Below are 14,708 nucleotides of genomic sequence, written 5' to 3'. Positions count from 1 at the left end.
ATTTTCTGTCAATCAGGCCTGAGCCTGATGTTTTTGTTGCTTGAAATCTGGATAAATCGTAACGAGCGTCATCCAGACTGAGAACTAAGGTTAGATTTTCGAACACTGGCGACTGAATATCGTGTTTACCACGCTGTGGGGACTCGGCTCTTTAATTGCTTTCTTAGAGTGAGTGTCCCTGTTAGTTTTTTGAGTAATTTCCAACCAGTGATCTTCATCGATCTCCAAGCGCTTTAAGCGATCAGTGAGCACTATCTAAGCAATATCGGCTTTACGTTGCTCTTCGGGCTCAATGCAGCGTTTCCCGCTCCATTACCCACTTCACTACCACTACCCAAAACACAGCGATCCACATCGGTCCCCAGCACGTTCGCCTCAGGCATGGTCTAAATCTTTCGTTTCCAATATGGAAACAACTGGTTTTCATTGTAGATATATATGTAAACAAACAGAAACCCTAAGATGTCCTCAGTTGCTTGATGCACGAAGTCATTCAGCAACCAGAACCCAATATCCGTAACGACCTTTTATGAGGAATCAACATGTACACACTTTATTACCTACCTGACGCCTGCTCATTGGCCACCCAAACAGTGTTGCTTGAACTGGGTCAGACCGTTGAAATCATCAACAAACAATCCGTAAAAGATTACGAAAGCATCAACCCAGTTGGAGACGTTCCGGTTTTGGTGGAGAACGGGATTGCCCGTAGGGAAGGCGCAGCCATCTTATTGCACCTTCTGGAGAAACATCCAAACAAGATGATGCCAACAGAGGGCTTAGAAAAAGAACGAGCGGTGGAAAACATATTATTTGCCAATGCCACCATGCACCCTGCTTATGGTCGTCTATTTTTTATTGCCAATAACATTCACGAGGACGCTGCAAAACGGGCTGCATATGAAGCAGCAGCAGGTGCAATCAATCATCTTTGGAACGTGGTCGAACAACAATTAGAAGATCAAGATTTTCTTGGAGGAGCACACCCTTCAGCCGCTGACATTATGTTAACTGTGTACTCCCGCTGGGGTGGCAGCTTCCCTGTTGATATCCAGATGGGGCCTAAGACACAAAAAATGGTGGAAGCTGTTTTAGCACTGCCTTCGTTCCAACAAGCGCTGACCAACGAACAGCGACAGTCTGCGGCTTAATTGCAGTAGAACGCTTAACGGTAATAGGGGGTAGTAAACGTACTCATGACATACACACAGTCAACGAACGAACAAATAGACTTTGGACAAAAAGAGTTTGAAGCCATTGTCACTGTGATTAAGGACTACTTTTTGGGTTTGCATCATGGTGATGTAGCAAAACTGGAGCGCATATTTCATCCAGATGCTTACTTAAAAGCACCGAATTTACGTCGCAGTTTGGCCGAGTGGTTGGAGGCCGTTGCTAGCCGCCCTATTCCTAGTGAAGAAGGATATAGCGACAACTTTAAACTGTTGTCCATCGAAATCATAAAAGACCAGGCCATGGTTAAAGTGGAATGTCCTTTATTTGAGCATTTCTATATCGACTACTTGGGCTTACTGAAAGAAAAGGGTCGATGGCTAATTGTGAACAAAATGTATACCGACATTAAAGAGGTAGCGGTATGAAACAAGTAAAGATAGAAATGATCCATGATCTTGTCTGTTCTTGGTGCCCCATTGGTTACGCCAATTTCAAACAAGCACTGCACAACTTAAACATCGAAGCGGATTGGTACTTTTTACCTTTTGAGCTGAACCCAGAGATGCCGCCTGAAGGCGAGATGATCAATGATCACTTGGCTCGTCGTTACCACTGGAGTGAAGAAAAGCTAACAGAATACAGGGCACATTTGTTAGGCATCGCAAATGAAGCGGGTGTGAAAATGGACTTTTCGAAACGTACTCATTATTACAACAGCCACAATGCCCATCAATTGATGCACTGGTGTGAATCAATTGATCAGCAACAAGCCATGAAAGAACGACTCATGAAAGCCTATTTCGAACAAGGTATAGACATTGGTCAAGTGGAAAACCTACTTAATATTGTAGAGGACCTTGGATTAGACACCATAAGTGCCAAAACATTTATGGAGTCGAAAGAAGCTGAGCAGACGTTGATGACTAAGCAGAAACGCGTATCAAAAATGGGCTTATCCAGCGTACCCGCTTTTATCATTAATGATCAGATTCTCATCACGGGTTCAAACTCAGTCGATATCTTTGAAGAAAAGATGAATCAGATATTGGGCACTTCTACTAAATAGAAGTCATTTAACATTCATAAAAACCATCACTAAATTAAGGATTTAACATGCCATACATTAATATCAAAGTAACCGATGAAGGCGTTACAAAAGAGCAAAAAGAAGCGCTTATTAAAGGCACCACTCAACTCATGGTGGATGTACTTAATAAAAACCCAGAGACCACATTTGTTGTGATTGACGAAGTTAACACTGACAACTGGGGAATCGGTTACGATCAAGTGACAACATTAAGAAACAAGCAATGACCGCGTAAACCCACTGACTGATTTTATGTCTGCCCCTGCCTACCGCTACACAGGCGGGGGCATTGTGGCCACTTATGGGTTATCCTTATTGGCAAACCAACGCTCCAAATAATCAATACATTGGATCAATTTAGGGGGCACAAAATGACGAGCGGGATAAAGCGCATATAAGGTCAGATTGGGTTTGTTTGAGTTTTCTAATATCTCTACCACCTCTCCTTTTTCAAAAGCGTCGCGACATACGAAATCAGGTATAAATCCGATACCCTGACCTCGCTTAATAGCTTCCATCATAAAAATAGTGCTATTCACTCTTAATGTCCCTTGAACGGATACGCCGTCCTCAATGGGCCATACATTTTTACCTTGGAAATAACTGTAAACAAAACAATTATGCCCCTTTAAATCTTGTGGCAAATGTATATCCGGATGACGCTCAATATAGTCCGCTGAAGCACATACTCGATATTTAAAACGTGTTAGTGGCCGCCCAACGTAATTTGAATCAATGGGACGACTGGATGCTCTAAAGCCTAAATCGAACCCTTGCTCGACCAGATCGACGCTTTCATCGCCTAAATGGATATCAAGTTCGATATCAGGATAAGCTTCCATGAAATCCGAAAATAAATGAGAGAGGTCTGTGATTCCCAACGCCATGGGGGCATTGATTTTCAGCTTCCCTTTTGGATGCTGCTGCAGATCTTGTACAAAGTTATCGGCATCTTCTAACTTGCCAAGTATTTCCCTTGCCCTCTGCAAGTAGCCCTCGCCAACATGCGTTAACTGCACATTGCGAGTAGAGCGGTGCAACAAGCGTGCTCCCAGCGAGTCCTCTAGCTTACTGATCTCTTTGCTGATCATGGATTTTGAGGCATTCGTCTGTTCAGCCACTCGAGTAAAACTACCCAAATCAGCTAGACGTACAAATAGTTTAATGGCTCGTAATTTGTCCATTTATCTCCACACTTCTCAATTACCACTTACTTGGACCCCAATACTATCACTTGACCCACCACCAATCGGACCACCTCCAGAAGAATCGTCGTCATTACTTCGGTGAAATAGCCAAAGTCCTATTGCTGCGATAAAAGGTATAAACCAAACAATTATGATCTGAGCTGATTTTTGAAACCGATCAAGATCATCCCTTCTTGCTATAAAGATGGAAACGACAATATTTAAAACTGACAAGACCAGAAAAATAAAATACCAATCTTCCATATCTACAATCCTTCAGAACTCTTAACGTTGCAATAACGGGCGCTTACCAAACCACCCAAAACTGCTTTAATCCCTTGTATTCACAACACTTTGAAAAGCTGCCGCGTTGACAAAGCGTCCACGTTTATTGCCTTGTTAAGGAAGCTGATTCTGTTTTCTTTAGCAAAGAATCAGTCTTTATAAACCAAGCTCGACGCCAATCATCTGATTTACCATATTTTGGTGGCTCCACTTCTGGATAGTCAATGCTTTTCAGTGTGTTATGCATTTTCTTAAGCGACCAATCATTACTTTCCGGATACAGTTCAAGAAAGCCTTCCTGCGGTAAGTAGTATTTAAAATGGTAAAGGGCATTTAATGCTTCATTTTTCCCATTTTCTACGCTTAGCTTGTTAGCAGTTTCATTTATTAAATACACCGAACGAACCATCCGTTTGAACAATAGTTCACGTGACTTTTCGATGTTTCCATTTTTTACTAACTGGTCAATCTCCATTAGGAGTTTGAGTAACTCGGTTTCTACCTCTATCTCACCAGCGTATACCAAATCGTAATGAAGGGAAGTAAGGTCAACTATGTCTTCAGCGTCAATATTTTCAGTATCAACAGTGGAAAAGCACGTTTCGGATTACAAAAAACTGGGTGAATAGGAGCCTTTTAAACACCTCATCAAAAATGATGCTGGCTCACTTTGGGGCAAAAACCTTTTAAATAACGAATGCTCTGACTTGGATTGATCAAATGTCGCTTACTACGCCTTCAATTGTTATCGAAGGCTTTCGAGAGTGGCGTGGTTCGTGGTTGTATTCGCTTTCTCTAAAGTGTTGTCGGAACGCTACACGGCCCCCAATCGATACTCACTCGGCGTTTTCCCTGTCTTCTGCTTAAACACCCGGCAAAAGTAATTAGTGTCTTTAAACCCGCAGCGGTGGGCGATTTCGTCCACTTTAAAGTTGTACTTCTTGAGCATAAATTTGGCGCGGTCGAGTCGGACGTAGGTGACGTAATCGGCGTATTTCACTGAGCCTTCCTGATTAAACAGGCGGGAGACATGCGCAGAAGAAACGCCAAAACGGCTGGCGACGGAAACGCGGGTGATGTCTTTGTGGAAGTTTTCCTGCACGTAAATACACATGCTTCGGTAAAGCTTCTCACCGCGGCTGACTTTCTCCTGCTGTGGGCCTTGCAGCAGTTCATTGCAGTAAACCAGCAGTGCATTGGTGAGGTGGTCGGCCATCACGACTGAACGGCTTTCATCGGTCATGCTGTTGAGTGCATCCAGCACATGTTCGACGGCCATAGATGTGGGGAGAGGCATGGCGTGCTTCTGCACATCGACGTAGCCTTCGTTTTCATCAAAATGCACGAAGCTAAAGCCAACCTGATGCTTGCCGAACAAAATCGACATCATCTTGCAGCTGTTATCCCAAGTGGGTTTGCTCCAGGCATTGGAAGGGATGTAGACCATCTCTCCTTGTTGTAATGCCAGCGTCTTTTCGCCGTTTCTTGAATCCACAATCAGGTCGTATTCTCCTTCCAGAATCACTTCCAGGCGGTTGAAGTTGACCTGGTACGCGCCCTCTGGCGGAGTGTTTTCACTGCAACATACCTTGGCAAGGGTGCCATGAAAGTTGCTAAGGGAAGCGGCGATATTGTGTTGCATGAATGGAGCCTTCTAAAACGAAGCGTAAAGCATGGAAAAGGGGATTTAAAAGGGTTTGCTTTACAAGCCTGAACGGAAGAACCGCGGCAGGGGAACCTTGCCGCGGTTTGTTTTTACTTACGCTTGCGCCAGCATGCTTTCCAGCTTGGCGATAATTTCAGGGGCTTGTTTTGCCGCTTGAGTCACAGTGACTCGAACAATTTTCTTACCTGCGAAGCGCTCTTCTTTCTTGATAGCGATGTCTTTTGTCAGGACAACCACATCAGCCGCTTCGATCTCAGCAGCGGTCAGTTCGTTTTCGATACCAATCGCGCCTTGGGTTTCAATCTTCGCGTCCCAACCTTTTGCTTTTGCCGCTGTTTCCAGTGCTTCGGCCGCCATGTAAGTGTGCGCTACGCCAGAAGGGCAAGAAGTTACACCAATCAATTTCATATTCATTTACCTATGTATTTCTTATTGCTTTGTTCGTTAATCGAAGGACAGTTCCAGTTCTTCGGTTTGTGCTTGTTTTTCTTCTTCGCGGTCAGCGACAGGCTTCTTCAGTGCGTTCACAATCAGTGCTGTGGTTGCTGCACCGGCGATCACCGCGACGACATACATCATTCGACCTTCGACGACCGGGAGGACAATCAGGCCACCCCAAGGTGCGTGGTTCAGAACACCCGCCATAAAGGCCACGATGTTACCGACCATACCGCCTGCCACGATGGCTGGAATAACACGCGCTGGGTCGTTTGCTGCGAATGGGATGGCACCTTCAGTGATACCGATACAGCCCATGATTGCCGCCGCTTTACCCGCTTCTTGTTCTTCCGCAGAGTACTTCTTAGGCGCAAGGAAAGTTGCCAGTGCCATACCCAGTGGTGGAACACAGATTGCTACACCAACACCACCCATCAGCCATGGTTGTGTACCTACCTGAGTTTGTGCGAACAGGGTGGCAACTTTGTTGATTGGACCGCCCATATCGAATGCTGTCATACCGCCCAGCACCGCACCCAGAATCGCTTTAGAAGCGCCAGCCATGGATTGCAGGCCTTCGTTCATGAATGCCATGAATGCTGCGATTGGTTGACCGATCACCCATACCACCAGTGCAGATACGATGAAGGTACCGCCGATAGGGATAATGAAGTAGGTAGACAGCGCTTTAAGCTTGTTGGAAAGAGGGATGCGCTTCAGTTGCAGAACGACGTAACCCGCGATGAAACCCACCACGATAGCGCCAAGGAAGCCAGCTTGAACCTGATTAGCCAGGTAAGCACCAATCATACCCGGTGCCAGTGCAGGGCGGTCAGCGATAGAGTAAGCAATGTAGCCACCCAGCACTGGTACAAACAGGGTGAAACCTGCGATACCCATGTCCCACAGACCTTCCAGGAATACACCTTCTGGCACTGCACCTTTACCGTTCAGCATTACCGACAGAGCCAGCAGAACACCACCTGCAACAACGAATGGAAGCATGTGGCTGGTGCCGGTGAGAAGGTGCCGTTTTAGTTCAGCAATATTCGTTTTCATGATTCAGACCTTTAAGTTCGAGTTATTAGATTTGTGTTTTGAGTTGGTCTGATTATGCGCCCGGCATTTTGCTTAATATATTGGACAAATAAGCCCTTTACTGGAGAAATGTTGCATCTTGATTCGACTGAGAAGGCAGTCACATATCGCTATAGATCAGTGTCTTACGAGGCTGAAAATGAGAGAGCGATAGCAGATAGGAAGCATGAAATATGCGTGGTGTTAGATGGTGAATAGTCAAGATAAACGAACAGCGCCTGGTGAGCGCTGTTCTTTTTAGGTTATCCAGAAACGAAGTACGTTAGGAATCCACCTATCCCGAGCAGTATTGCCCCCGCCCGTTTGTTCGACCGGAAGAACAGGGAAGTGGGTTGCAACTGGGATTGCCTTCCCGTAATCATCGCTTTCACCAATGATTTTCCTTTTGCGCTGTAAATGGCAATGGCGGTTAAATGTGCGCCGACTAATCCTATCAACAAATATGCGCCATAAAGGTGGAGAGCAGCCAGAAGGTCGATGTCATACAGCCAGCTTTCGTCGCTGATGTAATCATCAAAATACCCAGCTTGGGCCATCCCGATAAAACACTGAAACACCAACAATGACAGCATGATAATAACCATGAGTCCGCCGGCAGGGTTATGGCCGACGCCATCATGCTCCTCTTTGCCGAGGAGGTAGTTCACGGCTGAACGCGGTGATTTCACAAAATGCAGGAATCGGCTGGTCTTGCTACCGACTAAACCCCATAGGATTCGCCAAACCAGCAATGCAGCGAGCGCGAGGCCAATGGTCAGGTGTGGACCTTCTTGAAGAAATCCGGTCACACACATCGCCGTAAACAATACGGCTTGTAGCCAATGATAAACGCGGGTCGGTGCGTCCCATATCTTCATGATTTGTTCCTGATTTTCCCAGAAAATGTAGGCTTGGAGTTTAACGCGAAACGTTACAATTTTTCTGTCGAGTTTTAACAGAAATATCCATAAAATTGTTAGGTTTTATGATGTTATTCGTCGATTCAACAGCATTACAGGGATAAAGTCGTGATAAGAATTGCAACAAGAAGTAAAGCAATCGGGTTGGTCAGTGCTCTGCTGATGGTGTCTGGTGCAGCGATGGCGCAGGATTTTTCTGAAGTGATTGATAATCGCCAGCAAAACTTCCTCTCTATCGCAGATACATTCAAAAGCTTGAAGAAAGCCGAAGATGGCAGCGACTCGGATTGGGAAACCATCCGTAATCTGGCAATCAAAAATGCCGATACAGTCGGCGCGCTGAAAGGGATGTTCCCGGAAGGCAGTAGCTTTGACAGCCGCAGTAAGCCAGCAGTTTGGACTAAGTGGGATAAGTTTGAATCTGGTCTTGATGGCCTGCAAACAAGTTTTGTATCAATGGCCGATGCAGCCGTAGCGCAAGACGATGATGCGCTGGAAGCGGCAATCAAAAGTGCCGACCGCTCCTGTAAAGCCTGTCACCGTGGTTATCGGGTGAAGCGTTAACCGAAACAGACAAAAACAGCGCCGTTTGGCGCTGTTTTTCTTTGGTCAAAAGTCGTTAAGCCAGCGAGCTGACGGCAGCTTTCATTCTACGCACTGCTTCTTCCAGCGTTTTACGGGTACACCCGAAGTTCAGTCTGACGAACTTGCGGTTACCAAAATCCAGTCCAGGTGAAAGACCCACGCCAGCTTCCTCAAAGAAACGATGCGGATTGTCGACGGGTAATTCACTGCAATCAATCCAGGCAAGGTAAGTGGCTTCTATGTGTTCCAGCTTCATGCCGGGCAGGGCGTTTATTTCCTGCATCAGGTAATCGCGGTGGCCTGCGAGGTAGCAAAGTTGCTCTTGCAGCCAAGCTTCGCCATGTTGATAAGCTGCTTCGGCAGCGGTGAAAGCCAGCACATTAACGCCTGGCACGATACCTCGCTTTATCTTGCTAAAGCGCTGGCGAAGTTTCGCATTGGGAATGATAGCGATAGACGCTCCAAGGCCAGCGATGTTGAAGGTTTTGCTCGGTGCCATGAGCGTCACGCTGCGCTGCTCGGCACTTTCATTGATGCTTGCGAATGGAATATGTTGCTTGTCACCGTCGAGAATCAAGTCGCAATGGATTTCATCTGAACACACAAACAAATCATGTTTTTCCGCAAACGCTAGCGTCGCTTCCAACTCTTCGCGGGTATAAACCGTCCCACCCGGGTTCAGCGGGTTACACATTTGCAGTAAACCGCCTTTCCCAGCGAGTTGGTCCCCTGCTTCTTCCAAATCCGGCATCCAGCGGCCATCTGTCAGCTTCACTGTGGCTTTCACTAAAGGGCGTTCAGCAAACTTGGCTGAAGAAATGAAAGGTGGATAGATTGGGCTAGGGCTGATGATGGTTTGGCCTTCATCCGTTAAAGCTCGGGCGGCGATGTTGAGTCCGCATACCAAGCCCGGAAGATAGACTACCCACTCAGGTTGAATGTCCCAGTTGTAGCGGGATTTCATGCGGGCGACGAAGATCTCAGTCAAGGTATCTGACGCATGGGTATAACCAAACACGCCGTGTGATACGCGTTCTTGGAGTGCTTCGATTACCGCTGGTGGGGATTGGAAATCACTGTCTGCCACCCACATTGGCAGGATATCCTGACCTTTGTATTTGTCCCATTTGTCGCTATGGCTTTTTGTGCGGTCGACTTCTTTATCAAAATCAAATTGGTGGGTTGATGCGTCCATTCTCAGTGTTCCTTTGGGGTCAATAACCCTAGCTTACTGAAACTAGATGGGAATGGGAAAGGGGGGTCGCTGCCTGAAATAAAAATCGGGCCGAAGCCCGATTGAAGTATCTTGTTTGAATTTAATGTCCAGGCGTGTAGGTGCCTGAAAAATTTTTCGCGGCGTAAGCCACACGTTCTTCCGGAGTTGTGAGATGCGCTGTTTCTCCCATGGCTTCGATATGACGAAGTCTTGGCAGTAATCCGCAGCCGTTAGCGATTTGAATCGCCAGACCAGGACGGGCATTGAGCTCCAGCACCATTGGGCCTTTTTCTTTGTCGAGCACCATATCGGTGCCGAGATAGCCAAGGCCTGTCATTTCCCACGCGCTTGCAGCGAGAGTCAATAATAGCTCCCAATGAGGCACCTGAAGCTCACTTAGCAGGCGGCCTGTATCAGGGTGATGCTCAATGGGACGGTTGAATTGCACGGCACGCAATGCTTTACCCGTTGCGATATCAATACCGACACCCACCGCGCCTTGGTGAAGGTTGGCTTTACCATCGGAAGCGGCAGTAGAAAGACGCATCATCGCCATGACAGGGTAACCTTTAAATACGATAACGCGGATATCCGGCACGCCTTCGTAGCTGAAACCATCAAACACATCATCGAACTGGATCAGGTTTTCTACGACAGCGACATCGTTCTTACCACCCAGCGAGAATAATCCCGCTAGGGTGTTGGTGATGTGGCGTTCGACTTCTTCTTTACTGACCTCGGAGCCAGATGGCTTTTTATAAACGCCATCTTTGTTTGAGGTTACCACCAGAATACCTTTACCGCCTGAGCCTTGGGCTGGCTTTATCACAAAGCCCGGCCAGTCTTTAACCATCTCGTGGACGGAGGCAACTTGGTGCTGTTCGTTGATGACGCCAATCAGTTCTGGAACCGTTGCACCAGCACGTTGGGCAATTTGCTTGGTTTTCAGTTTGTTATCTACCAGCGGGAACAAACTGCGCTTGTTATATCGGCCGATATAGCTGATATTCCGGCGGTTCATTCCCATGATGCCAGCTTTGTGCAGCTTAAAAGGCGATGTGTATTTCTTTAGGAAATCCAGCATGCCTTAGTCCTTCACCAGTGGTTTGAATCGCTTCAATTCGCTCAGGCGGTAGCCAGTGTAGTTACCCAGCATTAGGATGAGCGCAAGGATAACCAGCTGAATGCCAACGAAGTTAAAGGTGATATGACGTACAAAATCATTGGTCATAGCAAGGTAAACCAACACGGCAGTCAACAGCGAGCCACCACCTTGGATAAGCACCTGTTTCGCGCCTTCCTCTTCCCAAAGAATCGACATTCGTTCGATGGTCCAGGAAAGGATAATCATTGGGAAGAAGGTGATTGTTAGGCCTTCAACCAACCCAATCTTGAACGCGACAACTGTAAAGACAGAGATAATCATGATCACCGTGATGATCACCGCGGATATCCTCGCCACGAGCAGGAGGTTGAGCCTTGAGAGGTAACTTCGGATAACCAGACCCGTACCAACAATCAGCAAGAAGCCCACGAGACCCGGTACTAACTGGGTTTGAACAAAAGCAACAGCGATAAGCACAGGCATGAAGGTACCTGAGGTTTTCAGACCCACCAGTACGCGTAGCAATACCACAATCAGTGCACCGATTGGGATCAGCATGATGGTTTTGAACATCGCCTGTTCTTCAATAGGCAGACTGTGAATAGAGAAATTCAACAGGCTTTCGGCCTGTATTTTCTCGTCGGTTGCCTGTTGAGGGCTGATATCCTGCGCGATGATGGAGAAGCTGACCTGGCTGTTAGTGCCACCCATGACTTCAAGTAAAGGCGTGCCTTTTTGATTCCAGATCAATAGATTGTCGAAAGAATCTTCTGTTCCGGTATCTAGGTTAAACAATTGCCACTCTTCGTTATTCCAAATTTCGACCATTGGAATAACGCTTTGGCGACGACGTCCGTCTTCCAGCTGCAAAGCACCAACAACACGGGCGTGGATGCCTTCCAACGACAAAATAGCCACAATAGCGTCCGCCTTACTCATCTCTTTGGTAAGGAGTGCTGCGTTTTGGCTTTCTTTGTCGTTGAACTGTTTGATGAGCTCACGCGCGAGTGTCACATTGTCTGCGGAGCGTTGTCTTGCTTGCTCTAGAAGGGCATCTGCCGCCGTTTTTATTGGGCCATCAAGCACGGCAGGGGTGACTTCACCGAGAGGAGGTTCAGTAGGGTAGTTGGCATTTTCATCAACCAGCATTTGGTTTTTGAAATAAAGGATTTGTTGCCCGCTCGCTTCGCGCTTGCTCCACTCCGCTCTGCGGCCATCTTGGGTATTGATCAATGCAAACCCGTAGCCCGGTGAGCTGGTGTTTTCATTAATGAGGGTAAAGCCTTCCTGTGTATCCGGCGTTGCCAGTGATACTTTAACTGGCTCGCCTTTGGCTTCGAATTCAACGCGGGCTTCCACTTCCCACACTTGGTGTTTTTGTCCCGCTGTCCACGGCACACCGTAGACGTTATGGCGGTAGATACTCATGCTCATGCCGACAATGATCAGCAGGCTAATGAGTAAATAAAAAGGAACGCGTGAAGTCATTCTTTCCTCGTTATTGGCACTGTAGATTGAAGTTCAGTGCGTTATTTCTTTTCGGCAACAAACTTTGGATGGATGTAAGACTTAGAAACGTCAACGACGGCTATGTCTTTGAAAAATTCACGACCCAGGAGTACTGGGAATTCCATATGCGAACGATCAGCCAGCGTAAACTGCGTTTTTTCATGCAGCTCACCCAGTCTGACACGCAGTTCTACAACCGGACGACGCTCCAGACCTTCAGTGGAAGCTTGACGGATCTTCACCCAGCGGGTCACTGGTGCTTCAATCGTTGCCATCGGCTCGGACTCACCCTCGCCATTTTGGGTATGCGCAAGACTGAAGCGGACCCAAGTTTTACCGTCGCGTTCAAACTCCTGAATGTCAGTTGCATTCAGGGAAGACGTCGTTGCGCCAGTGTCTACACGGGCCTTGTAATTGGAGCCAGCTGCATCAATCCAAACCCACTCTTGTTCACCAAGCACAGCTTTATCGGATTTCTGTGGCACAGGCACTTCTTTCTCGACGTAGACCACTTGCGGTTCAGCTCGGTTCGCAGCTTCGCGGGCTTGATTCTGACGCATGATTTTGAGTGTGTCAGACATATCAGCAACCTGTTGTTCAAGGGTTGCGATTTGTTCTTGCTGTGTTTGAACACTTTGGTTTAGCGACGAGTAGTCACTCTGAATGTTGGTCTCTATGTTACTGATTGCATTCAGGGTTTGCTGGTGCTGTTCCTGAGATGTAATGCTGCAGCCAGAGAGAACAGCAGAGAAAAGAATCAGCAATCCGCTGCGAGTTAGCATGTGGAGCTCCGTGCTGGGTGGTTAAGGCGTTGAAAATAGGAGTGTAGTTTATCCCGAAAAAAACGAAGCGAGAAGGGTGATTTGTCATATCTGAGTCAGGATTGTCGCTAATCTGAACATACTGTTTTGTTGCAAACTTTCCGAACTTTATGATTGGGATTTCAGTCGCAAAAATTAGTGCCGGCCAATTTAATTGTCTTTGTGATGATTGTTGGCATGAAAAATCCGAACAGAATTTCATTACGTTTTCTATAAACCAGCCTAAATTGTCTCTCGGTGCCGGGCTCGTGGTTTCTGAATGGCTTGTGATAGCGGACACGGCAGCATAACCAAAGTGCTGAGCTTGTTAATTTATCTGACACTCCCCCCTATATTCATTCTTTGGAAAGTGCCTTTTTATTATTTCTGATGATGGATTTTCATGTTTGCATTCAGGTTGGCAATTCATGCGCAAAGAACCTTGCTCTCTTTATCTTAGTACTCGATTTTTTGAGGGATTAATCGCCTTAAACCTGACGCTTCAATAAACGGTTTATAAAAGTAAGTTGTTAATAAATAACCGCTGAGTCGAAAACAGTGAACTCTGACGAAATTAAAGAATATTCTAATGGAACGCTGTTTCACTTTATTTATGATTGAAAGCCTATAGTGAATATCCATTCGCTTGAGATGTTTGATTGACAACCCTATTGGGTACAAGCTCCTCAAGAGGCGAAGCGTTGTTCCTAATAATGAGAATGTAAAGGTATCCGCGTTATGGCGTTAAACAATCAGCCCGAGTCAGTTTCATCAGTGCTGAAAACTTTTGCGATTTTGCAGGCATTGAGTTCGCAGAAAGACATTGGCGTGAGTGAGCTGGCGCAAAGACTCATGATGTCAAAAAGTACGGTATATCGTTTTCTTCAAACCATGAAGACGTTAGGGATCGTGTCGCAGGAGGGCGATTCAGAGCACTACTCGCTGACGTTAAAGCTGTTCGAGTTAGGAGCAGCTGCGCTTGAATACGTCGACTTAGTAGAGATCGCAAACGCTGAGATGAGTAATGTAGCGACTGTATCAGGAGAAGCAGTGAGTCTCGGAATAGAGGATGGTGACAGCTTTGTGTATGTCCATAAACTCGATGCTTCACACAGCCTTGGTGTTCAGGTTCGCGTAGGAAGCCGGCATTCGTTGGTTGATGCTGCGTTGGGTAACGTATTTTTGGCTGAGAAGAGCGAATCTGAAACAAAAAGGATCTGGCAAGAAACGGGTGGAGATGATGATACAGACTTCGCTACCTTGATGATAAAACTCGAAGCAGTCCGTAAGAAGGGGTATGCGTTCGACAGAGAAGAACACGAAGTCGGCGTGATCGCTTTGGCGGTGCCTGTCCACGACAGATTCAACAAAGCGGTCGCCTCGTTATCTGTTGATATGCCAACTGTCCGCTACTCACAGGACTTCTGCGACCGTTACAAAGAAGCATTGCTTCAGGCAGCTGCAGCGATATCGTCAAAGCTGGGTTGCGCGAAATATCCTTATCAGCTAGCTGTGGCCTAGGGGCTGTTGACCTTTGGTGGTTAAATTTTGTTCTAGCCCTAAACGTTTTAGGCGCGGCGAGGTGTGTGCCGCCTAGTCATTCTAAGCAAATACACCTCAACAAAGCATAAAACGTATAGGGCAGAACCCTTCGGGC

The 14,708-nt window shown here is 46.8% G+C and carries 17 protein-coding genes; 6 read left to right on the top strand and 11 right to left on the bottom strand.

What is annotated here, in order from left to right; genetic code table 11:
• The first annotated feature begins 542 nt into the window (after positions 1–542).
• Genes RN22_RS04480 through RN22_RS04465 form a run of 4 tightly spaced genes read left to right on the top strand, consistent with a single transcriptional unit; the run spans position 543 to position 2,490 of the window.
• On the top strand, positions 543–1,151 hold the full coding sequence (locus RN22_RS04480) for a glutathione S-transferase family protein (protein ID WP_046303270.1): 609 nt from the start codon (positions 543–545) through the stop codon (positions 1,149–1,151).
• Positions 1,152–1,196: 45 nt separating this feature from the next.
• Positions 1,197–1,601 carry a nuclear transport factor 2 family protein gene (locus tag RN22_RS04475; RefSeq protein WP_046303269.1) on the top strand — a complete coding sequence of 135 codons (405 nt, stop codon included), beginning with the start codon at positions 1,197–1,199 and terminating at the stop codon, positions 1,599–1,601.
• Entirely contained in the window at positions 1,598–2,242 is a 645-nt protein-coding gene (locus RN22_RS04470; protein WP_046303268.1) for a DsbA family protein, read from the top strand. Before RN22_RS04475 ends, RN22_RS04470 begins: the two co-directional genes overlap by 4 nt.
• Before the next feature lie 47 nt (positions 2,243–2,289).
• On the top strand, positions 2,290–2,490 hold the full coding sequence (locus tag RN22_RS04465; protein ID WP_046303267.1) for a 4-oxalocrotonate tautomerase family protein: 201 nt from the start codon (positions 2,290–2,292) through the stop codon (positions 2,488–2,490).
• Between the two features lie 72 nt (positions 2,491–2,562).
• On the opposite strand, the gene RN22_RS04460 is transcribed toward RN22_RS04465, so the two are convergent.
• The 7 genes from RN22_RS04460 to RN22_RS04430 form a co-directional block, all read right to left on the bottom strand.
• A complete protein-coding gene (locus tag RN22_RS04460) occupies positions 2,563–3,447 on the bottom strand; it encodes a LysR family transcriptional regulator (protein ID WP_046303266.1) in 885 nt (294 codons plus the stop codon).
• Positions 3,448–3,462: 15 nt separating this feature from the next.
• A complete protein-coding gene (locus RN22_RS04455; protein ID WP_046303265.1) occupies positions 3,463–3,714 on the bottom strand; it encodes a hypothetical protein in 252 nt (83 codons plus the stop codon).
• A 124-nt stretch (positions 3,715–3,838) separates the two neighbouring features.
• Complete coding sequence (locus RN22_RS04450) at positions 3,839–4,210, bottom strand: hypothetical protein (protein WP_046303264.1); 372 nt, start codon at positions 4,208–4,210, stop codon at positions 3,839–3,841.
• 339 nt (positions 4,211–4,549) lie between these two features.
• Complete coding sequence (locus RN22_RS04445) at positions 4,550–5,377, bottom strand: helix-turn-helix transcriptional regulator (protein WP_046303263.1); 828 nt, start codon at positions 5,375–5,377, stop codon at positions 4,550–4,552.
• 117 nt (positions 5,378–5,494) lie between these two features.
• Positions 5,495–5,809, bottom strand: coding sequence for a PTS fructose-like transporter subunit IIB (locus tag RN22_RS04440; RefSeq protein ID WP_039849953.1), 315 nt, complete (start codon positions 5,807–5,809; stop codon positions 5,495–5,497).
• Between the two features lie 36 nt (positions 5,810–5,845).
• Positions 5,846–6,898 carry a PTS fructose transporter subunit EIIC gene (locus RN22_RS04435; protein ID WP_046303262.1) on the bottom strand — a complete coding sequence of 351 codons (1,053 nt, stop codon included), beginning with the start codon at positions 6,896–6,898 and terminating at the stop codon, positions 5,846–5,848.
• Positions 6,899–7,179: 281 nt separating this feature from the next.
• Positions 7,180–7,794, bottom strand: coding sequence for a cytochrome b/b6 domain-containing protein (locus RN22_RS04430; protein ID WP_046303261.1), 615 nt, complete (start codon positions 7,792–7,794; stop codon positions 7,180–7,182).
• Between the two features lie 150 nt (positions 7,795–7,944).
• On the opposite strand from RN22_RS04430, the gene RN22_RS04425 reads away from it, so the two are divergent.
• Positions 7,945–8,400, top strand: coding sequence for a cytochrome c (locus RN22_RS04425; RefSeq protein WP_082111355.1), 456 nt, complete (start codon positions 7,945–7,947; stop codon positions 8,398–8,400).
• A 55-nt stretch (positions 8,401–8,455) separates the two neighbouring features.
• On the opposite strand, the gene RN22_RS04420 is transcribed toward RN22_RS04425, so the two are convergent.
• The 4 genes from RN22_RS04420 to RN22_RS04405 form a co-directional block, all read right to left on the bottom strand.
• Entirely contained in the window at positions 8,456–9,616 is a 1,161-nt protein-coding gene (locus RN22_RS04420; RefSeq protein WP_046303260.1) for a MalY/PatB family protein, read from the bottom strand.
• A 121-nt stretch (positions 9,617–9,737) separates the two neighbouring features.
• Entirely contained in the window at positions 9,738–10,721 is a 984-nt protein-coding gene (locus RN22_RS04415) for an alpha-L-glutamate ligase-like protein (protein ID WP_046303259.1), read from the bottom strand.
• Between the two features lie 3 nt (positions 10,722–10,724).
• Entirely contained in the window at positions 10,725–12,230 is a 1,506-nt protein-coding gene (locus RN22_RS04410; protein WP_046303258.1) for an inactive transglutaminase family protein, read from the bottom strand.
• 41 nt (positions 12,231–12,271) lie between these two features.
• Positions 12,272–13,033, bottom strand: coding sequence for an ATP-dependent zinc protease (locus RN22_RS04405; RefSeq protein WP_046303257.1), 762 nt, complete (start codon positions 13,031–13,033; stop codon positions 12,272–12,274).
• Between the two features lie 756 nt (positions 13,034–13,789).
• Here RN22_RS04405 and kdgR point away from each other — a divergent pair.
• Entirely contained in the window at positions 13,790–14,572 is a 783-nt protein-coding gene (kdgR, locus tag RN22_RS04400; RefSeq protein WP_046303256.1) for a DNA-binding transcriptional regulator KdgR, read from the top strand.
• Positions 14,573–14,708: the final 136 nt, after the last annotated feature.

The organism is Grimontia sp. AD028 (assembly GCF_000973155.1).
GTDB classification, from domain to species: Bacteria; Pseudomonadota; Gammaproteobacteria; order Enterobacterales; family Vibrionaceae; genus Enterovibrio; species Enterovibrio indicus.
The sequence above is the reverse complement of the archived record's forward strand: the minus strand, read 5'-3'. Positions and strand labels throughout refer to the sequence as shown.

Bases quoted from the DNA above. Each gene is read 5' to 3' on its own strand.
- RN22_RS04480 (WP_046303270.1), top strand. From the start codon at position 543: ATGTACACACTTTATTACCTACCTGACGCCTGCTCATTGGCCACCCAA.
- RN22_RS04435 (WP_046303262.1), bottom strand. From the start codon at position 6,898: ATGAAAACGAATATTGCTGAACTAAAACGGCACCTTCTCACCGGCACC.
- RN22_RS04415 (WP_046303259.1), bottom strand. From the start codon at position 10,721: ATGCTGGATTTCCTAAAGAAATACACATCGCCTTTTAAGCTGCACAAA.
- RN22_RS04420 (WP_046303260.1), bottom strand. From the start codon at position 9,616: ATGGACGCATCAACCCACCAATTTGATTTTGATAAAGAAGTCGACCGC.
- RN22_RS04465 (WP_046303267.1), top strand. From the start codon at position 2,290: ATGCCATACATTAATATCAAAGTAACCGATGAAGGCGTTACAAAAGAG.
- RN22_RS04430 (WP_046303261.1), bottom strand. From the start codon at position 7,794: ATGAAGATATGGGACGCACCGACCCGCGTTTATCATTGGCTACAAGCC.
- RN22_RS04410 (WP_046303258.1), bottom strand. From the start codon at position 12,230: ATGACTTCACGCGTTCCTTTTTATTTACTCATTAGCCTGCTGATCATT.
- RN22_RS04455 (WP_046303265.1), bottom strand. From the start codon at position 3,714: ATGGAAGATTGGTATTTTATTTTTCTGGTCTTGTCAGTTTTAAATATT.
- RN22_RS04445 (WP_046303263.1), bottom strand. From the start codon at position 5,377: ATGCAACACAATATCGCCGCTTCCCTTAGCAACTTTCATGGCACCCTT.
- RN22_RS04470 (WP_046303268.1), top strand. From the start codon at position 1,598: ATGAAACAAGTAAAGATAGAAATGATCCATGATCTTGTCTGTTCTTGG.
- RN22_RS04450 (WP_046303264.1), bottom strand. From the start codon at position 4,210: ATGGAGATTGACCAGTTAGTAAAAAATGGAAACATCGAAAAGTCACGT.
- kdgR (WP_046303256.1), top strand. From the start codon at position 13,790: ATGGCGTTAAACAATCAGCCCGAGTCAGTTTCATCAGTGCTGAAAACT.
- RN22_RS04405 (WP_046303257.1), bottom strand. From the start codon at position 13,033: ATGCTAACTCGCAGCGGATTGCTGATTCTTTTCTCTGCTGTTCTCTCT.
- RN22_RS04440 (WP_039849953.1), bottom strand. From the start codon at position 5,809: ATGAAATTGATTGGTGTAACTTCTTGCCCTTCTGGCGTAGCGCACACT.
- RN22_RS04460 (WP_046303266.1), bottom strand. From the start codon at position 3,447: ATGGACAAATTACGAGCCATTAAACTATTTGTACGTCTAGCTGATTTG.
- RN22_RS04475 (WP_046303269.1), top strand. From the start codon at position 1,197: ATGACATACACACAGTCAACGAACGAACAAATAGACTTTGGACAAAAA.